The organism is Bradyrhizobium sp. STM 3562 (assembly GCF_045571435.1).
In the GTDB taxonomy this organism is placed as follows: Bacteria; Pseudomonadota; Alphaproteobacteria; order Rhizobiales; family Xanthobacteraceae; genus Bradyrhizobium.
Map to the genome: position 1 here is coordinate 4,908,813 of NZ_CP120694.1, position 18,521 is coordinate 4,927,333.

Genomic DNA, 18,521 nt, shown 5'->3' on the forward strand with positions numbered 1-18,521 from the left:
TCAGTCGTGCGCGCTAAAGTGCCCGTGCAGCGCGTTGGCATCGAGGCGCGCGAACTGCGCATGGCTAAGATGAAGCAGCGTCTCGTGGTCGCCGGCTTCTATATAAATCTCCGGCTGCGTCTGGATGCTGTCATCGACGATGACATCGAGCCCATAGCAGGCGCCGACGGCGGGAACGGCGCCATGTGCACAATCAGCAAACAGCCGATTGACCTCATGTTCGTTGGCCATGTCGATATCGCTACCGAGTTTGGCTCTCAGGTCTGAGATCTTCAGGTGATGCGATGCCGGCAGAACCGCGAGCATGTAGCCGCCATCGCGCCGCAGCACGATGGCCTTCGCGACGCAGTCGCCCGAGACGTGGCATGCCTCGGCCGTGCGGGAGGACGTCAAGGTGAGTTCGTGCGGAATCTCGTCGTAAGGGATGTTCTGGGCAGCCAGATACCTGCGGAGCGTGGGGGAAACGGACATGGCGTACCTCCGGTGCGACATGCAGCCACTCACCGTGAGCCCCCGCCGCACGGATGAGCGGCTGCCTGGTTGTTGATGCCTAGCATAGGTACTGTCTCAGGAAGTCGCAATTCGTCATTCTCTGACCTGAAGAGCCTCGCGATCGAAAGCCCTGACGGCACGTTCTGCCTCCGAGCGGAAGAAGGACAGACGATTGGATATCTCGACTTTCGAGGCTGAAGCGGACTAGATAGGGCGAACCGGAGATCGTCGCTTTCGATGCCAAGACGTCATCGACGCGATCATGTGCTCGCCGACGGGCGCACGACCGGCATCGAAAGTACCGACATCTAAGCAAGGAGTGTTCTCAGCTCAGACTACACATAAATCCAGGGAGGACAGACCATGGCTCGCATAAGTCGGCGTGAGCTTCTCAAGCTTTCCGGCGGTGGTGCAATCGCCGCAAGGACCGGGGGAATAGCGTCAGTTCTCGCTCTCAAACAGGCGCCAGCCTTTGCCCAGGCCACGACGCTCCACTGGCTGCGGTGGAATGATTTCGTCCCCGCCTCCGACGCCGTTCTCCTGAAGGAGATTGTGCCGGAATGCGAGAAGGCGCTCGGCATCAAGCTCAACATCGAGATGATCAATGGCAACGACATCCAGGCCCGCACCACGTCTGCAATCCAGTCGGGCTCCGGTCCAGACGTCATTTGTGCACTGAACAATTGGCCGCAGCTCTATCCTGAGAGCGTTATCGATGTCAGCGACGTTGCCGAGGAGATCGGCAACGCCCAAGGCGGCTTCTACGAGGAATCACGCGTCGTTGCGAACGACGGCAAGAAATGGATCGCGGTGCCGTGGTGCGTGCTCGGCGCACAATTGGCCTACCGCAAGTCCTGGTTCGCGGAGATCGGCTACGAGGCGCCGAAATTCCCGCAAACCTGGGAGGAATATCGCGAGGCCGGTAAGAAGCTCAAGGCGAAGGGCAGGCCCTTCGGTCAAGCGGTCAGCCACAGCTTCGGCGACCCGCCGACTTACGCCTATCCGTATCTTTGGTCATGGGGCGGCAAGGAGGTCGAGGCGGACGGCAAGACAGTGGTGTTGAACTCCAAGCCGACCGTCGATTCCGTCAACTTCGCCGTCGCCTTCTGGAAGGACGCTTATGATGAGGGAGGGCTCGCCTGGGACGACAGCAGCAATAACCGGGCCTTTCTCTCAGGCACGATCAGCAGCAGCTTGAACGGCGCCTCGATCTATCTTGAGGCCAAGCGCAAGCCCGACGTCTATCTTACCGAAAGCGGCGCTCCGCTCTTTCAGGACATCCTGCACGCGCCGCTGCCGAAGGGCGCCGCCGGCCAGTTCGGCTATCACCTGCCGATGTCCAACATGCTGATGAAGTATGTGAAGGATCCAAAGGCCGGCAAGGAGTTCCTGCGCTGGATCACATCGAAACCGGTCTATCAGGCGTGGTTCGACTCGCAGCAGGGCTATTCCGTCGGGGCGACCACAATTTGGGAGAAGGACAAGCTCTGGGACAAAGATCCGGTGATGCTGCCCTTCCGGACGGCGGCGCGGGCGGGGCGTTTTCCTGGCTATGCCGGACCGGCCGACCGCCACGCAGCCGAGGTGCTGAGCAAGTACATCATCGTCGACATGACCGCCAAGGCGATCCAAGGCATGCCGGCGCAAGACGCCGTGAAATGGGCGCATGAGGAGGTCGCGAGGATTCACGCCTAGAGCATGATGAGATGAGGTTCGGTTGGTTGAAGAGTTTCACCTCTCCCCAGCGGGGAGAGGTCGGATTGCGAAGCAATCCGGGTGAGGGGCCGCAGCGCTCAAGAGAGACGGGAATCCCTCACCCGGATCGCATCTTTCGATGCCGGCTCGCGCCGATGCTTTCGAACTCATGACGCTTCGAATCGTTGTGGGAGCATGATCCGGACATTGGCGTGAGCGGACAACAAAGGCGGCAGTAAAGCGAGCCACGGTCGAGAGGACCTGAGATGGCCGTCAGCGAGATCACGACTTCGGACACCTACAAGGGCGCCGTACGGCGGTGGCCGATCACGCGCCTCCTTGAAGACGAGCGCTGGCTCGCATTCGTGCTGCTGTTGCCGACGATGGTGTTGCTTGCCCTGTTCATCGCCTACCCGTTCGTCAAGGGTGTCGAGCTGGCGGTCACGGATGCCAAGGTCGGCGTACCCGGCAGGTTCGTCGGGATGCAGAATTTCCTTATGCTCCTGAACGACAGCATCTTCCGCATCGCGGTGTGGAACACCGTCGTCTACACGGCAGTGACGACCGTGTTCAAGCTCGCTCTCGGACTCTGGCTTGCGCTTCTTCTCAATCGAAACTTTAAGGGAAAGGCCCTCACCCGCGCCTTCATTCTGTTGCCGTTCATCATCCCCACCGTGCTCTCGACTTTCGCATGGAAGTGGATGTTCGACCCCACATTCAGCGTGATCAATTGGACGCTGTTCAGGCTCGGCCTCATCCATAGCCGGATCAATTGGCTGGGTGATCCGAGCCTGGCGCTAATCTCGGTGATCATCGTCAATATCTGGCGCGGCGTGCCGTTTTACGCGATCAGCCTCCTCGCGGGCCTGCAAACGATCAATCCGGAGCTGCAGGATGCCGCCGCAATCGACGGCGCAAGGCCCTGGCAACGCTTCTGGTACGTGACGTGGCCGCTGCTCCTGCCGGTCACCATGGTCGTGGTGCTGTTTTCGGTCATCCAGACCTTCGCCGATTTTCAGCTCGTCTACGTGCTGACCGGCGGTGGTCCCGCCAACGCGACCCAACTCTTCGCCACCTATGCCTACCAGGTCGGCGTCGGCACCGGGCTCTTGAGCGAGGGCGCGGCGATCTCGCTCGCCATGTTCCCGGTGCTGCTCGTCGTGGTGATCGTGCAGCTTCTTTACATCCGCCGGGTGGAGACCCTTTGAGTCATGATCGAAGGTGCAAAATGGCGGCGCTGGGTTTTCTTCTATGTCCCGCTCGGCGTCTTCGTCTTCGTGTTACTGTTTCCGTTCTACTGGATGATGGTCACCGCGGTACGGCCCGACAATGAGCTCTACCGGCCTTGGATGGCGCCGAACTACGCGCCGTTTTGGACCTTCCATCCGACGCTCGATCACATCAGATATCTGCTCCAGGAGACCCTGTTCAACACCTGGATGCTCAACACCCTCTTCATTTCGGTTGCTGCAACTTTGATCTCGCTGGCCTGCGGGCTCTTGGCCGGCTATGCGCTCTCGCGCTTGAAATTCCGCTTTGCCGGGACGCTCGGGACCGGCATTTTCATCACCTACCTCGTTCCGCAAACGCTGCTCTTCATTCCCCTGGCCGACATCGTCCGCAACTTTCGCCTCGGCGATACGCCATGGGCGCTGATCCTGACCTATCCCACGTTCCTGATCCCGTTCTGCACCTGGCTGCTGATGGGCTACTTCAAGGCCATTCCGCGAGAACTCGAGGAATGCGCTCGCATCGACGGCGCCACCCGCTGGCAGGCCATGGTGCACATCATCTTCCCGATCGCGGTGCCGGGAATCCTCTCGGCCGGGATCTTCGCCTTCACGCTGTCGTGGAATGAGTTCATCTACGCCCTGGTCTTCCTGTCTTCCCCTGCGCAAAAGACCGTTTCCGTCGGCGTCACCTCCGAGCTGATCCGCGGCGATGTATTCTACTGGGGCTCGCTGATGGCCGGCGCGCTTCTGGGGTCGATACCGGTCGCGTTCATCTACTCGTTCTTCGTCGAATATTACGTTGCTGGTCTCACCGGTGCGGTCAAAGGGTGAGCACCATGGCGCGGGTCGTCATACGCAACTTGAACAAGATGTTTGACGGGGTCCATGCCGTCAAGGATGTGAACCTCGAGATCAACGACAAGGAATTCGTCGTTCTTGTCGGTCCGTCCGGCTGCGGCAAGACCACGACGCTGCGCATGGTGGCCGGTCTTGAATCCATCAGCTCGGGCGAAATCCTGATCGGTGACAAGGTCGTCAATCAACTGCCGCCGATGGATCGCGACATCGCCATGGTGTTCCAGAACTATGCCCTCTATCCGCATATGAACGTCTACGACAACATGGCGTTCGGCTTGAAGATGCGGCGGTTCGGTCGGGCGGAAATCGAGGCGCGCGTGCAGGCGGCGGCCGAGATCCTTGGTATCCAGGAGCAGCTCCGGCGCAAGCCGCGGCAACTCTCCGGCGGCCAGCGCCAGCGCGTCGCCTTGGGCCGCGCCATCGTTCGCCATCCCAAGGTGTTCCTGTTCGACGAGCCGCTTTCGAACCTCGACGCCAAGCTGCGCGTCCAGATGCGCGTGGAGATCAAGAGAATCCACGCTCGTCTCGGCACCACCGCGATCTACGTGACCCACGATCAGGTCGAGGCGATGACGCTCGGCGACCGCGTCGTCGTCATGAAGGATGGCCTCGTTCAACAGGTCGGCGAACCGCTCGAGCTCTACAATGCGCCCGCCAATCGTTTCGTTGCAGGCTTCCTCGGCTCACCTGCAATGAACTTCGCGACGGTGACGATCGTCGCCGCTCCTGACGGCCCTTTATGGGTCCACAACGAAGGGATCCACGTCAAGCTGCCGGGCCAGGTCGCCGACCGGCTCCGTCCCTATGTCGGGGAAAAGGTCACACTTGGAATCCGCCCGGAGGACCTGCACGTCGCCTCCGGCCGCGATCCGGCAGAGCTCGCCTTCGATGCCGCGGTCGAGGTCGTCGAGAAGCTGGGGTCGGAGATTCTGCTGGATGTGAAGGTCGGCCCCAACAGCATGGCGGCCGCAGTAGAGCCGACCGTCCAGGCGAAAGTCCATGACCGGCTTCGCCTCGCGCTCAATCCGGACCGGCTGTACTTTTTCGACGGTGCGTCGCAAGCGGCGATTTGACGAGCTTCCACCTCAGCGATGCTGCAGGCACGGCACGTATTGCGGGACCGCCCTATTCTGCAGCCTGCGCGCGCGCTCGCCTCGACCCGAACCGCGCCTTCACCCATTCCCGCATACGTTGGAAAACAACGTACAGCATCGGGATCACGAAGATGCCGAGAGAGCTCGCGGCGAGCATTCCTCCGAACACGGCAGTGCCCACCGCGCGGCGGCTCAGTTGCGCCGCACCGGTCGCAACGACCAGCGGGACGAGGCCGAGAATGAAAGCGATCGACGTCATCATCACCGCGCGGAAGCGCATCCGCGCGCCGAGCTCCGCAGCATCCACGATCGATAGTCCCGCCTCGCGCTGCTCCTTTGCGAATTCGACGATGAGGATGCCGTTTTTCGCGGCAAGCGCAATCAGCACCACGAGCCCGATCTGCGCATAGAGATCGAGATTGAGCCGCGCCACTTGGATCGCCACAAAGGATCCCAATACGCCCACCACCACGGACAGCAACACCGGAATCGGAATGGTCCAGCTTTCGTAAAGCGCCACCAGGAACAGATAGGCGAACAGGATCGCAAGACCGAGAATGATGCCGGTCTGCCCGGAGGCCTGCTGCTCCTGGAACGCCGTTCCGGTCCACTCATAGGAGTAACCTGCCGGCAGCGTCTTGTCGGAGATCTCCTGCATGGCGGCGATGGCGGTGCCGGATGAGACGCCGGGGCCAGGTGAGCCATTAATGGTGACGGAACGATAATTGTTGTAGCGGCTGATGACCTGCGGGCCGAGCACTATCTTCGCGGCGGCGATCGAGCGCAGCGGCACCATCTCGTTGCGGGCATTTCGGATATAGATCTGCCATAGCGCGGAAATGTCGGCGCGGTCTCGCGCTTCGCCCTGGATATTGACCTGCCAGGTGCGGCCGAAAAGATTGAAGTTATTGACGTAGAAACCGCCAAGCGTGGCCTGCAGCGCCGTGAAGACATCGCTCATGTTGAGCCCGAGCGCCTGTGCCTTGGCGCGATCGATATCGAGATAGACGGACGGGTTGCTGGCCGAGAAGGTCGAGAACACGTGCGTCAGCCGCGGATCCTGGTTCGCCGCGGCGATCAGCCCGCTCATCACGCTGTTCATGTCGGTGGGGTCCTGTCCCTCCAAGGCTTCGAGCTGAAATTCGAATCCGCCGCTGGTCGAGAGCCCGATGATGGGCGGCAGATTGAAGGCAAGGATATTGGCTTGCCGTATCTGATTGCCCGTGGCAAACGCCTTCCCGATCAGCGCCTGCGCGGATTTGGCGAGGCTGGTACGATCGGCAAAGGGCTTCAGGCGGACCACAAGCAACGCGGCGTTCGGCTCGGCGACGCCGTCGAGCAGCGAAAAGCCGATGATCGAAAGCACGTGATCCACTCCGTCGAACTGGCGCAACTTGTCCTCGACCTGCCCTGCGACCTCGCTGGTCCGCGGCACCGAGGCGCCGTCCGGTAACTGCACCATCACGAAGAATGCGCCCTGATCCTCCTCCGGCAGGAAACCCGTGGGCGTGATCAGGGAAATGCCGAATGCGCCGGCGCCGACGAGCGCCACGAACAGCACGGAAAGCACAGCAACGCGAACGAGACGCCGCACCCCGCCCGCATAACGGTCGCGCACCCAGTCGATGCCGCCGAGCACGCGCCCCATGATGCCGCGGCGCGGTCCGGTGTGGCGCAGGAACAGCGCGCAGAGCGCGGGCGAAAGCGTCAGCGCATTGATGGCCGAGATCGTCATCGCGGCGCTGATGGTCACCGCGAACTGCCGAAATAGCGTACCCGAAATTCCCGGAATGAATGCGATCGGCACAAACACCGAAAGCAGCACCAGGCTGATCGCGATGATCGGCGCGGTGATCTGGGCCATGGCCTTCTTCGCCGCTTCCGCCGGCGAAAGCTGCGGCTCCTCCTCCATCACGCGTTCGACGTTCTCCACGACGACGATGGCATCATCGACGACGATGCCGATGGCCAGCACCATCGCGAGCAGCGAGACCGTGTTGGCGGAATAGCCCATGGCCAGAAGCACAGCGAAGGCGCCGATCAGGCTGACCGGTACCGCGATGGATGGGATGATGGTGGCGCGCAGATTGCCGAGGAAGAGGAAGACGACAATCACGACCAGCACGAAGGCTTCAGCGAGCGTTCGCAAGACCTCGCGGATCGTGTCGCGCACGAAGGTGGTGGAATCGTGCACCACGCGATATTTCAATCCCTCGGGAAAGCGCGCCGACAACCTGTCCAAGGTTGCCCCGACGGCGTTCGCCGTCGAGACCGCGTTGGCACCGGGCGCCAGATAAATGCCGATCGGCACCCCCGGCTTGCCGTCGATTCGCGCTTCGCTGTCGAGGTTCTGCGCACCGATTTCGACCCGCGCGACATCATGGACGCGCAGCACCGAGCCATCCGGATTGGCCCGCAGCACGATATCGCCGAATTGCTCTGCGCTCGCGAGCCGCCCCTGAGTCTGGACATTGAACTGGAACTGCTGCTGATCGCTGATCGGACGCGCACCGATCCGTCCCACCGGCGCCTGGACGCTTTGCGCGCGGATCGCATTGATGACGTCGCTCGGCGCCAGGCCGAGGCTGGTCAGCCGCTGGGTGTCGAACCAGATCCGCATCGAATAATTCATACGCGCAAACAGGTTCGCCTGGCCAACGCCGGGCGTGCGCGAGATGGCGTCGAGCAGATTGATGATGGCGTAGTTGGTGATGAACAGCGGGTCCTGCTGCCCGTTCTCGCTATAGAGCACGAGAAACTGCAGCACCGCCGACGAGCGCTTCTGAACGGTCAATCCCTGGGCCTGCACCTCGGAGGGCAGTTGCGAGAGCGCCGTCTGAACCCGGTTGTTGACGTTGACGGTGTCGATGTTCGGGTCTGTCCCGAGGGCAAAGGAAACAGTCAGATTGTAGCTGCCGTCGCTGCCGCTCGTCGACTTCATGTAAAGCATCTGGTCGACGCCGACGATCTGAGCTTCGAGCGGCTGGGCGACGCTCGACTCGACCACCGCAGCGGATGCGCCCGGAAACATGCCGGAGACCGTCACCTGCGGCGGCACGATGTCAGGAAATTGCGCGACCGGAATGCGCAACAGCGCCAGCGCTCCCGCGATCGTGATGACAAATGCGATGACGATGGCAAGCCGCGGACGATCGATGAAGACGGCCGAGATCATGTCAGCGTCCGCCGGAACCGCTTGGGGGCGCCGGATCGTTGCCTCGCTGCGGAGCGCCCGTGGCGCTCCCCACCGTTGAAGTGCCACCGCCGCCGGCGCCAGGCGCGGCACCTTGGCGCCCATCGCGAGTCGAGCCTTCACCTCCGCTGCTGCCGTGCGCGCTCTCCTCCATGAGCGCCTGCACCTGCGCGCTCGCCGGCCCCGGCGCCACTTTGGCGCCAGCCCTCACCCGCTGCAGCCCTTCGACGACGACGCGCTCGCCCTGTTGCAACCCGCTGATCACGCCTGCGAGCGTCGCGGTGGACTGGCCGACCTGGATGCGGCGCTGCTGTGCCGTATTGTCGTTGCCGACCACAAACACGTAACTGCCCTGCTGGTCCGAGAGCACGGCGGCGCGCGGCACTGCCAGCACCTGGATCGGCTGCACGCCTTCGAGCAGCACGGTGACGAACTCGCCATCGAACAACTCACGAACGGGTGTGCCGCTGCCTTTCACCTCCTGGATGGCCGGATTCGCGATTTCGCCGCGCAAGGTAATGGTGTCGGTGTTGGTCGTGATCGTATTGTTCGCAAAATTGAGATGGCCTGTGCTGCCATACATGCGCCCGTTCGGGAGCTGCAGGCGAATGACCACGGCATTGAACCCGCCGCGCGGCACATAACGATCGCGCAAGACCAGCGCCTCACGCACCGACACCGGGAACGTCACATACATGGGATCCTGGCTGACGATGGTCGTGAGTACGCCGGACGACGGACTGACCACGTTGCCTTCGGTCACCGAGGTTCGCCCGATCTTCCCGTCGATCGGCGAAGTGATGTCGGTATAGCCGAGATTGATCTGTGAAGCCCGGACCTGCGCCTGCGCCGCCTGGACCTGCGCCTCCAGACTGCGCTGGTTCGCAATGGCCGCGTCATAATTGGACTGCAGCCCGGCGGGGCCTTTGAGGAGGGCTTCGGCGCGCTGCGTAGTCAGCTTGGCATTTTCCAGGGTCGCTTGTAGCTGGGCAACCGCGGCCTGTTTCGCGGCCAAGTCGGCCTGGAAAGGCCCCTTTTCCAGCTCATAGAGCTTATCGCCGGTCTTGACCTCGCCGCCTTCAGTGAACAGCCGCTTTTCGAGAAAAGCGGTCACGCGGGCGACAGCATCGACGTGGCGCACCGCCTCGATCCTGCCCAGAAACTGCTCTGTTTCCGTCATCGGCCGAGGAGTTGCCGCAACCACTCCCACGGCGGGCGGCGCGGCAGGCGGGTTCTGGGCCCAGGCAGCCGGCGCAACAAGCATGGTCGCGCAACAGGCCCACGCTGTCCAATAAGGTCGAACCAACATGCGTCCCTCGATCGGCCGTGCTGCCGACCCTAGGTGTGCGAGGTGCGGCAGTTCCGGTGCCAACGCACTTAGGTTGCGAAGGTTCAACGACATGCCAAACCCCACCGACAATTTACAGCGGCCAGGGCGGCGGTCGGCCCATGGCTGGGCGGGTGATGCGAGCACATGCACCGGCACTCTCATGCGCAACATCGCCCGCGCGCTGACGCGACATGAGACGGCTCGGCAGCGTGTCGCCTCCTGAAAATCAAATGAGACAACGAGTTAGCCGCAGGCCGACCCGCCAGGCGTCCGCACCCTCCGGGACGATTGAGGCCTGCTGTTGCCGTCGACACAAATATCAGTAATATGTCAGATATATACAAAACAAAATATTCCGGGGAGGACTGGACATGAGTAGCTTGACGACGGGCGGCTCCATTGATTTGGCGCGGCCGGTTATGGATGCCGCGGATTCAGCAACGCACACCGCGGCCATCGCGGCCCGCCTGGAGCGGTTGCCGCTCACCTCGTATCAGCGGAGCATCTTCGCCATCATCGCCACCGCCTGGTTCTTCGACAGCATGGACCTCGGTGCGCTCACTTTCGTTCTTGGCTCGATCCGGCAGGGTTTCGGCCTCTCGACGGCACAAACCGGCCTGCTCTCGGGCATGAGTTTCCTTGGCATGTTCGTAGGCGCCGCCTGCGCCGGACTGTTGGCAGATCGCTTCGGCCGCACGCGCGTCTTTCAAGCCAGCATGATCTTCTGGGGATTGGGCAGCATTCTCTGCGGTCTTGCACCATCGGTGGAGGCACTTGCAGCCGCCCGCGTTCTGCTCGGCTTCGGCATGGGCATGGAATTTCCGGTCGCGCAATCGATGGTGTCCGAGTTCATTCCTGCCAAGCAACGCGGGCGATACATTGCCCTGCTGGAAGGCTTTTGGCCGATCGGCTTTGTCGCGTCGGGCCTTCTGGCCTTCGCCGTGCTTTCGGTCGCTGATTGGCGATGGGTGTTCATTCTGCAGGGCGTGCCGGCGATTTTCGTCCTGATCGTGCGCCGCTACGTCCCGGAGTCGCCGCGCTGGCTCGCCAGCCGCGGCGACATCGCCGGCGCCGACAGGGTGATGTCCGACATTGAAGCCAAGGTCTCGCAGCGGCTCAATGGCGCGGCGCTGCCGGCGCCTTCACCGCAATTCATCGAGGCACGTGGCACGCGCGGCCTATCGACATTGTTCGCCGCTGGCTACGCACAGCGAACCGCGATGCTGTGGAGCCTCTGGTTCTTTGCGCTGCTCGGCTTCTACGGCCTGACCACCTGGCTCGGCGCGCTGCTGCAGGCCAAGGGCTTTCCGGTGACCAAATCGGTCTTCTACACGATCGTGATCTCGCTGGCCGGCATTCCGGGTTTTCTGACCGCGGCGTGGTTGATCGAAAGCCTCGGACGAAAACCGACGCTGATCGGCGCGTTGCTCGGCGCCGCCATCGCCTGCTACTTCTATGGGGCCGCAGCGGATCAGGTCCAACTGATCGTTGCCGGCCTCTGCATGCAGTTCTGCTCCTTCGGAATGTGGTCGGCCCTCTACGCCTACACGCCTGAGCTCTACCCCACCCACATTCGCGCAACGGGCACGGGGTTTGCTTCGGCCGTTGGGCGCATTGGCTCTCTGATCGGTCCGTCGCTGATCGGCTTCATTCTGCCGGCCGCCGGCCAGTCCGGCGTCTTCGCGCTCGGCGCGGGCGCCTTCGGCCTAGCCGCTCTCGCCGTGCTTCTCCTCGGTGAGGAAACCAAGGGGCGGACACTCGAGAGCATTTCGCACTGAAGAGCCGGCTGCCGCAAGCGCGTCTTGCATCGCGACCAATTGACCCTCCTCGTCACGCGTGGAATATCGTCGTGGCGAGCGAAGGGAGAATCACGGCAGATGGCCGCGGACAGGCGAACCGGGCGGGCCCGCACCACCAAACCAGGCAAATCCCGGACGCGGAAGATGATCCCGTCCGATACGGGTGGCAGCGCGGAGCACCAGGCCGAGGAGCCGGAAACGCTGACCGACCGCGCGTATCGGCAAATCGAGGAACTGATCGTCACCCTGGCGTTGCCGCCCGAGACGGTCCTGTCGGAGCAGTCGCTGGCCGCCAAGCTGGCCATCGGGCGCACGCCAATCCGGGAGGCGCTGCAGCGACTGGCCCGCGACGGACTCATCGTCATCCTGCCACGGCGCGGCATCCTGGTTTCGCAGATCAACATCAAGAGACAGATGCGCCTGCTTGAAGTGCGGCGCGAGCTCGAGCGACTGATGGCTCGGGGCGCAGCCGAGCGTGCAACCGAAGAGGAGATCGCGCAATTCGCCGCCATCGCCAGGGACATGCGCCGCGCTTCGGACAAGGCCGATGACATGGCGTTCATGCGGCTCGATCGCGAGTTCAACGAGCTCGTCAGCCATAGCGCGAGAAACGAATTCGCCTCGCGCGCAATGGGGCTGATGCACGGTCTGTCCAGGCGCTTTTGGTATCAGCATTATCGCGAGGTCGGGGATTTGCCGCTGTCGGCCCGCCTGCATGCGGAGGTCGCCGAGGCGATTGCCGCGCGCGATCCGGACGCGGCGGCGAAAGCCTCCGATCGTCTGCTGGACTATATCGAAAGCTTCACGCGCAAGACGATCGAGACGTAATCAAAAAACCACAACGCTGCGGATCGCCGCGCCACGGCGCAGGGCCTCGAAGCCTTCGTTCACCTCCTCGAGCGAGATGCGGGCCGTGATCAACTCATCCAGCTTGAGCCGGCCAGCCAAGGCGGCTTGCGCCAGCATGGGAAAGTCGCGCAGCGGCCGGGCCCCGCCATAGCTGGAACGTCTGATGCGTTTCTCCTGCATCAGGGAGCCCCAGCGGAATGCGACGTCCTGTTCGACATCGATCTTTCCCAGCCAGATGACCTCGCCGCCGGGCCGCACCGCCTCGGTCGTCAAACGAAACGCGCGCCCGCTGCCCGCCGACTCCAACACCAGGTCGACTCCGCGGCCGCCGGTCAATTGACCCGAGAAATCGATCACATCGTCGCTTGCGGCATTGATCGCATGCGTCGCACCAAGTCGCTTCGCCAAGTCGAGCTTCTTGCCGTCAAGATCCACGGCAATGACGGCGCCCGCCCCCGCCATGCGAGCCCCCTGGACGGCCGCGAGCCCGACCGCGCCGCATCCGATCACCATGACACTGTCGCCATAGCGAATGGACGCGACGTTGAGCGCCGCACCAACGCCGGTCATGACGCCGCAGCCGATCAGGCAGGCCTGGTCGAAAGGCAGCTCTTTTTCGACCACGATCGCCTGCTGCGCCGGCACGATGCAGTATTCGGCCAACGCGCCGAGATACATCAGGTGCTTGAGCTCTCGCCCATCGGACAAGCGTGCCCGGCTCCGCCCGTCGAACTGCACGGCACGCGACGCCCGGCCAAGATAGGATTCGCAAAGGATCGGCAAATCACGATCGCAATAGAAGCAATGACCGCAATGCGGGTTCCAGGAGAGAACGACGTGGTCGCCGACGGAAACACCGCGCGCCTTCGGTCCGACCTGCTCGACAATGCCGGCCGCCTCGTGGCCAAGGAGGATGGGCATCGGGTTGCGCAGGCCGCCTTCAATCACCTCGAGATCGGTGTGACAAAGCCCGACCGCCTTGACGCGGATGAGGACATCGTCCGGCGCTAATTCGCTCGCCTCGACCGTTTCGATGGCGAGCGGCGACTTCGGCGCATGGAGGACCGCCGCTTTGTATGTGAGCCCCACCGAAACGTCCCTCGCCTCTGTCTCAGGATGTCGTCCGCGCTGGGATGCGATCTTTCTTGAGCACGGCCACGGCGGCCTCGATGTCGTCCGAGCTCATCTCCCATTCGTTGCCGAAATTGGCCACCACGGCCTTCATGAAGGGCTCAACGAGCGCTTTGGCGGCGACCGCATCCTTGAGATGTTCGGCCAGGATCGCGAGCGATAGCTGCCGCGGTTCATCGCCCTCGTAGCTCCATTCGAAGCCGTTCGCGGTGTACCGGCAGAGATCAAGCCTCTGATCGAGAGGACGGCCGTCCACCGTGACCGCGATCCCGTCGATGGTGCGGTCTCCACAAAATTTCTTCATGCCTTGCGTCCTCCGGCACCCAGCATCTTGCCCAATTGATACATCAGTGATATGTCAGCCGCAAGATCAAATGTCGGCCTGGTTTGGCAATGGGAGGACGGCCATGGAACTCGCTTCAACCGCCATGTCGGATCGTCAGCGCCGCTACCGCGAAACCTACCGCGAGCGCGTGGCGGGCTGGTACAATGGTTGGCTTCACGTCTTCATCATCTATGCGATCGGCGTCACCGCGCTCTACATCTATCTCGCCAATGTTCGCGACCTGCGCGCCTGGGAATTGCTGATCGTGCCGATCGCCTTTCTCGGCGCGAATTTTTTCGAGTGGTGGATTCATCGTTACGTGATGCACCGCCCCTCGCAGATCAGGGCATTCCGCGCAATCTACAATCGTCACACACTGATGCATCACCAGTTCTTCACCGAACAGGAGATGCGCTTCGCCGATCATCATGACTGGCGGGTCACCTTCTTTCCGCCCTACGCGCTGGCAACCTTCACCCTGATGTCGATCCCGCTCGCGCTAGCGGCCGGCTCGATCGTCTCGGCCAATGTCGGATGGCTCCTCATCGCGACGACGACATCGATGTATCTGATCTACGAGTTCATGCATTTCTGCTGCCACGTCGACGAGAACTGGTTCGTCCGCAGCGTGCCGCTCGTGAACACCATCCGCCGCCATCACACGGCCCATCACGATCAGTCGATCATGATGGAGCGGAATATGAACCTCACCTTCCCGATCATGGATTGGCTGTTCCGCACCTCCGACCTGGACCGCGGCCTATTGGGCCATCTCTTCAACGGTTACGACACGCGCTTCATCAGGCGTAACATGCGCAAGGCCGTGCGCACGCCGCGGATCGATCCGGCCGCGACCTCCGTGCCTGCGGAGTAGCCGATCATGGCCGCCATCGAGCCAAATGGCATCGCGCTTGCGCTGTTCGCCGCGAGCTTTGCGGCCTGCTGCCTCGGCTTCTTCACGCTGGTCGGCATGTTTCCGCCGAGCGCCCGGCCGCGAGCGGTAGCGGGCGCTGCAGGCAGCGCACTTGTGCTGCTCAACGCCGTGCTCTGCGTCATGCTCTTGGCAGGCGTAGCGCTGCTCGTGGAGCAGCGATTGCGCTGGACGTCTGCGGTCGTTTTCGGTGGCCTGATCTTTCTGTTTATCCCCTCGATCTTCCAGATCATCCCCAATGAGCGCCGGGACAGTCGCGGCGGGCTCGCCGTGCTTGGCCTTGTTCAGATCGCCTCATTGGTATTGCTGGTCTCGTCAGCCGTCGGATTTTCCCTGTAAGGATGTCGTCGATGCCCCTTCCGATCAAGACCGCTCTTTCCATCATCGTGCTGCTCGTTGCCTGCGCGGCCTACGCCTATCAGGACTCGATCGGACAGCATGGTCCAAAGATCGCAATCATGGTGCTCGCCCCGTTCATGGTGATCGCGATGTGGATCTTCCCGGAAGTGACGCGAAAATAACCAGCACGACGGCGAGCAGGCTGCTCTATGGTGCGCGTGGCTCCATGGTCATTCGCGCACCGCGACCATGCACAGACTTCCGAGCAGCGGTCCTGCCGCGAGAATCACAAGAGCGACCTGAAACGATCCGGTTGCCGCGAAGACCACGCCCACGATGCTGGGAACGATCACGCTGCCCAGTTGCCAGAACGCATTGATCACACCTGTTGCGGTTGCCGTGAAGCGTCCATCGACCTTTTCCGTGATCATGGCAGCGAGAAGCGGGCTGTAGACGACCGCGGTCAGTCCAAGAAAGGGCGCGGCGAGCAGAAACCCTTGTTTGGAGCTCATCAAGCCAAAGATCGTCAGCATCGCCGTGAATGCGAGGAGATCATAGATGACGAGGTTTCGTCGCTTTCCGCCCAGCACGTCCGACAAGAAACCGTAGATCGGCTTGGACACGGCGGCCGCGACGCCGAAAATCAGCGCGATGACGCCCGCGTCAACTGGACTGAGCTGATAGCCGCGAACCATCAGCGCGGTTGCCCAAAACGCAAAGCCCCACGTTCCCCAATTGGCTCCAAAACCCGCGAGCGCGATCAGGACGAGGTTGCGGTCCCTGCAGAGCCCGGACAGTCCACGTCGCCATGTGGTGAAGTCCGATTCCGCTGGCCGGGCGCCGGCCGTGCGCCTCGCCGGCGAGTCGGCGAGCAGGGCAAGACAGATCACGGCAACCAGCGCCGTCAGGCCGCCAAGAACCCAATAGAGCGCGCGCCAGTCGACGATGCCCAGAAGTGCGGGAAAGACGGCATTGGCGCAGGCAATACCGATCGACGGCGCGGTGGAGAAGAGTCCGAGCGCCCTCCCGCGTTCGGCGCGGCCGAACCAGCACGCGACGATCTTGACGCAGGCGGCGTAATCGGCCCCGGCGAAGAGGCCCATGAGACCCTGCAGCACGAGCCCCATTGCGAAGGAAGAGGTAAATCCGAACAGGAAGGTGGTTGCGGCGAGCGGGGTGAGAGCCAGAAACAGCATCAGCCTCGGTCCGATCCGATCCGTGACAAAGCCCGCCAATGCGCTGGCGGATACATAGCCGACATAGAAGGCTGTCACGAATAGGCCGAGTGCCGCGATCGGAATTTGTAGTGATTTGCTTGCCAGAAGGTTGGCGTTTGCCCACGCCAGGCGGTCGAGAAACGTCACGAAGAACGCCGCGAACGCGACGGAGAGGACGACCCAGCGATACGGCGCCGTCAGCTCATCTGCGGGCAGCGCTTCCTTTACAACGCCCGTTCTTGCGTCCGCAAGCTCCGCAGACACGCTCATCATCTCGCCCTCCCTCAGAAATCTTCGCTGCGCGGCGTTCACTCGGCCAATCGCACCAGCGTTTCGGCAGTCAATTTCGGATCGGAGATCATGCACGCGTGCGACGATGCGAGACTTTGAAACCGCCAGTCGGTTCGCGCTTTCGCGCGTGCCCGGAACGGATCGATCGCACCCATCGCCGGTCCTTCGCAGCTCACGTAGACCGTGTCGATCCCAGCCCCGACCGCCTTCGTCAGCCTGGGAGGCTCGACATACGTGCCAATCGGTTGCGGCCGCAGCCGCCGCTCCAGCCAGGCGATCTGATCCGGATCGGTCACTCCAAAGGCGGCGATCGGCGGCGGCGGAAAGCCGTTCGCGGGCGTTGCTCGAGCTGCCGCCACGGCTCATCCGGCCGCAGTTGCCGCAGACAGATGCGCACGCGATGGCAGCGCCCTCGCGGCAGCCAGACCGTCTTGAATGATCTTGGGTGGAACCGATCGAAGGTCCCATTCGAAATCCGCCGCATGTGCGGCCAGGTGCCCAGCCGCCTGGCCAAGGGCCATCGCGGTCGCCTGGTGCCGGATCGCCCCATTTGCTTCACGGCTTGCCGAGATGGCGCGGCCGGTGACGAGGAGGTTTTTGACCTGCGCGCAGGTCATGGTGCGCACCGGAATTTCGAAAGGCTGCGAAGGCATCAGCAGTCGCAGCTTGCCGTCCTCTTCGTGCACGTCCAGAGGACCACATCCCAGCGCGATGGAATCCGCAAACGGCGTCGCCTCGATCACATCCTGCTCGGTGAGCCAGTAGTCGCCGACAAGCCGGACGCTCTCCCGCACGCCGATGTGGCTTGCGATCCCCGCAAGCTCGCAGGTCGCAAAGCCTGGCATCCTGCGTTTCAGGAAAGCGTAGATCCTGCCGACCTGATAGCGTCCGATGAACTCGGCTTTGGTCAGATCGTTGGGATCGAGGCTATCGAGACCATCCAAGTGGCTCATCAGGCAGATGGCGTCGGACTGCCCGACGGGCGAGACCGACAACACGTCCCAGAACAACTCGCCGCCGGCGATGCCCTCGAGGGCGATCGCGCGCTTCTCCTGTCTTGTTAGGGCACGAAACCTTGCGACGTCGACATGCGACAGCCGAAAGACGAGGCTCATCCCCATCCGCTGCTCGCCTGGCGCGGGGCCTTTCATCGGCGCACCCGCATGGCGCGCCACGACGGCATCACCGCTCGCGTCGACGACGCAGCTCGCCTCCACCTCGAGGCGCCCGCCCGACGTCTCGACCTGTACCGCGCTCACGCGGTCACCTTCCCGACGGGCACCGCTGATGCGGGCGTGAACCAAAGCGGAAACGCCGCTCTCCAGCACCAGCTCGTCGGCAACGAGCTTGGCGATCTCGGGATTGAACGGCAGGCGTTTTAGATGAAGCGGCCGCGCAGTGGCTTCCGCGAGCACGTAGTTCTCAAAACCCTTGGACCCACCGCGAGCGATGACCCTCTCGGCGAACTCCATCGGCAGACCGCCGACGGCGCAGGTCTCGCCGTTGTAGAAGCCGAGCCACTGGGCCACCATCCCCGTGGTGCCCGTTCCACCGAAGCAGCCGGACGACTCCACCACAGCAACCCGCGCGCCCAGCCTCGCGGCAGACACCGCCGCCATCAGACCCGAGGCGCCCCCACCGGCTACGACCACGTCGAAATGATCGCTCGATCGGACCGGCGTCAGCCTACTCGCCCTCTGCAAAATATCGCTTCCGCGAACGACCATGACGCTCCTTCCCTGTTT

17 protein-coding genes are annotated in these 18,521 nt (G+C 62.7%); 9 read left to right on the forward strand and 8 right to left on the reverse strand.

Annotated elements, in window-relative coordinates:
- Positions 1 to 471, reverse strand: coding sequence for an aminoacyl-tRNA deacylase (locus P6U23_RS22785; protein WP_407174819.1), 471 nt, complete (start codon positions 469 to 471; stop codon positions 1 to 3).
- Between the two features lie 384 nt (positions 472 to 855).
- Between P6U23_RS22785 and P6U23_RS22790 the strand changes: the two genes are divergently transcribed.
- The 4 genes from P6U23_RS22790 to P6U23_RS22805 all read left to right on the forward strand — a co-directional run bounded on the left by P6U23_RS22790 (position 856) and on the right by P6U23_RS22805 (position 5,350).
- A complete protein-coding gene (locus P6U23_RS22790; protein ID WP_407174820.1) occupies positions 856 to 2,187 on the forward strand; it encodes an ABC transporter substrate-binding protein in 1,332 nt (443 codons plus the stop codon).
- A gap of 266 nt (positions 2,188 to 2,453) precedes the next feature.
- Positions 2,454 to 3,395, forward strand: coding sequence for a carbohydrate ABC transporter permease (locus P6U23_RS22795; RefSeq protein ID WP_407174821.1), 942 nt, complete (start codon positions 2,454 to 2,456; stop codon positions 3,393 to 3,395).
- A gap of 3 nt (positions 3,396 to 3,398) precedes the next feature.
- A complete protein-coding gene (locus P6U23_RS22800; protein WP_407174822.1) occupies positions 3,399 to 4,250 on the forward strand; it encodes a carbohydrate ABC transporter permease in 852 nt (283 codons plus the stop codon).
- 5 nt (positions 4,251 to 4,255) lie between these two features.
- Positions 4,256 to 5,350 carry an ABC transporter ATP-binding protein gene (locus P6U23_RS22805; RefSeq protein WP_407174823.1) on the forward strand — a complete coding sequence of 365 codons (1,095 nt, stop codon included), beginning with the start codon at positions 4,256 to 4,258 and terminating at the stop codon, positions 5,348 to 5,350.
- A 52-nt stretch (positions 5,351 to 5,402) separates the two neighbouring features.
- Here the strand turns inward: P6U23_RS22805 and P6U23_RS22810 are convergent, their stop codons facing one another.
- A complete protein-coding gene (locus P6U23_RS22810) occupies positions 5,403 to 8,546 on the reverse strand; it encodes an efflux RND transporter permease subunit (protein WP_407174824.1) in 3,144 nt (1,047 codons plus the stop codon).
- Position 8,547: 1 nt separating this feature from the next.
- Complete coding sequence (locus P6U23_RS22815; protein ID WP_407174825.1) at positions 8,548 to 9,873, reverse strand: efflux RND transporter periplasmic adaptor subunit; 1,326 nt, start codon at positions 9,871 to 9,873, stop codon at positions 8,548 to 8,550.
- 392 nt (positions 9,874 to 10,265) lie between these two features.
- Here P6U23_RS22815 and P6U23_RS22820 point away from each other — a divergent pair, with 392 nt between their 5' ends.
- Together P6U23_RS22820 and P6U23_RS22825 are read left to right on the forward strand one after the other, a co-directional pair.
- A complete protein-coding gene (locus tag P6U23_RS22820) occupies positions 10,266 to 11,672 on the forward strand; it encodes an MFS transporter (RefSeq protein ID WP_407174826.1) in 1,407 nt (468 codons plus the stop codon).
- A 165-nt stretch (positions 11,673 to 11,837) separates the two neighbouring features.
- Complete coding sequence (locus P6U23_RS22825; protein ID WP_407174827.1) at positions 11,838 to 12,521, forward strand: GntR family transcriptional regulator; 684 nt, start codon at positions 11,838 to 11,840, stop codon at positions 12,519 to 12,521.
- Here the strand turns inward: P6U23_RS22825 and P6U23_RS22830 are convergent, their stop codons facing one another.
- Together P6U23_RS22830 and P6U23_RS22835 are read right to left on the reverse strand one after the other, a co-directional pair.
- The gene (locus P6U23_RS22830; RefSeq protein ID WP_407174828.1) at positions 12,522 to 13,631 is read right to left on the reverse strand and encodes a Zn-dependent alcohol dehydrogenase; all 1,110 of its coding nucleotides are present in this window, start codon (positions 13,629 to 13,631) and stop codon (positions 12,522 to 12,524) included.
- Between the two features lie 22 nt (positions 13,632 to 13,653).
- Positions 13,654 to 13,977, reverse strand: a complete 324-nt coding sequence (locus P6U23_RS22835; protein WP_407174829.1) for a DUF6166 domain-containing protein — start codon at positions 13,975 to 13,977, stop codon at positions 13,654 to 13,656.
- 103 nt (positions 13,978 to 14,080) lie between these two features.
- Here P6U23_RS22835 and P6U23_RS22840 point away from each other — a divergent pair, with 103 nt between their 5' ends.
- Genes P6U23_RS22840 through P6U23_RS22850 form a run of 3 tightly spaced genes read left to right on the forward strand, consistent with a single transcriptional unit; the run spans position 14,081 to position 15,450 of the window.
- Positions 14,081 to 14,872: a sterol desaturase family protein gene (locus tag P6U23_RS22840; protein WP_407174830.1), complete on the forward strand. Its 792-nt coding sequence runs from the start codon at positions 14,081 to 14,083 to the stop codon at positions 14,870 to 14,872.
- 6 nt (positions 14,873 to 14,878) lie between these two features.
- Positions 14,879 to 15,268, forward strand: a complete 390-nt coding sequence (locus P6U23_RS22845; RefSeq protein WP_407174831.1) for a hypothetical protein — start codon at positions 14,879 to 14,881, stop codon at positions 15,266 to 15,268.
- Between the two features lie 11 nt (positions 15,269 to 15,279).
- Positions 15,280 to 15,450 carry a hypothetical protein gene (locus tag P6U23_RS22850; RefSeq protein WP_407174832.1) on the forward strand — a complete coding sequence of 57 codons (171 nt, stop codon included), beginning with the start codon at positions 15,280 to 15,282 and terminating at the stop codon, positions 15,448 to 15,450.
- A gap of 48 nt (positions 15,451 to 15,498) precedes the next feature.
- Here P6U23_RS22850 and P6U23_RS22855 read toward each other — a convergent pair whose 3' ends face one another.
- The 3 genes from P6U23_RS22855 to P6U23_RS22865 are packed head-to-tail and all read right to left on the reverse strand — an operon-like array spanning position 15,499 to position 18,503.
- Positions 15,499 to 16,758 (reverse strand): MFS transporter, encoded by a 1,260-nt coding sequence (locus P6U23_RS22855; protein WP_407174833.1) that lies wholly within the window; start codon positions 16,756 to 16,758, stop codon positions 15,499 to 15,501.
- A 35-nt stretch (positions 16,759 to 16,793) separates the two neighbouring features.
- A complete protein-coding gene (locus tag P6U23_RS22860; protein WP_407174834.1) occupies positions 16,794 to 17,135 on the reverse strand; it encodes a hypothetical protein in 342 nt (113 codons plus the stop codon).
- A 3-nt stretch (positions 17,136 to 17,138) separates the two neighbouring features.
- Complete coding sequence (locus P6U23_RS22865) at positions 17,139 to 18,503, reverse strand: FAD-dependent oxidoreductase (protein WP_407174835.1); 1,365 nt, start codon at positions 18,501 to 18,503, stop codon at positions 17,139 to 17,141.
- Positions 18,504 to 18,521: the final 18 nt, after the last annotated feature.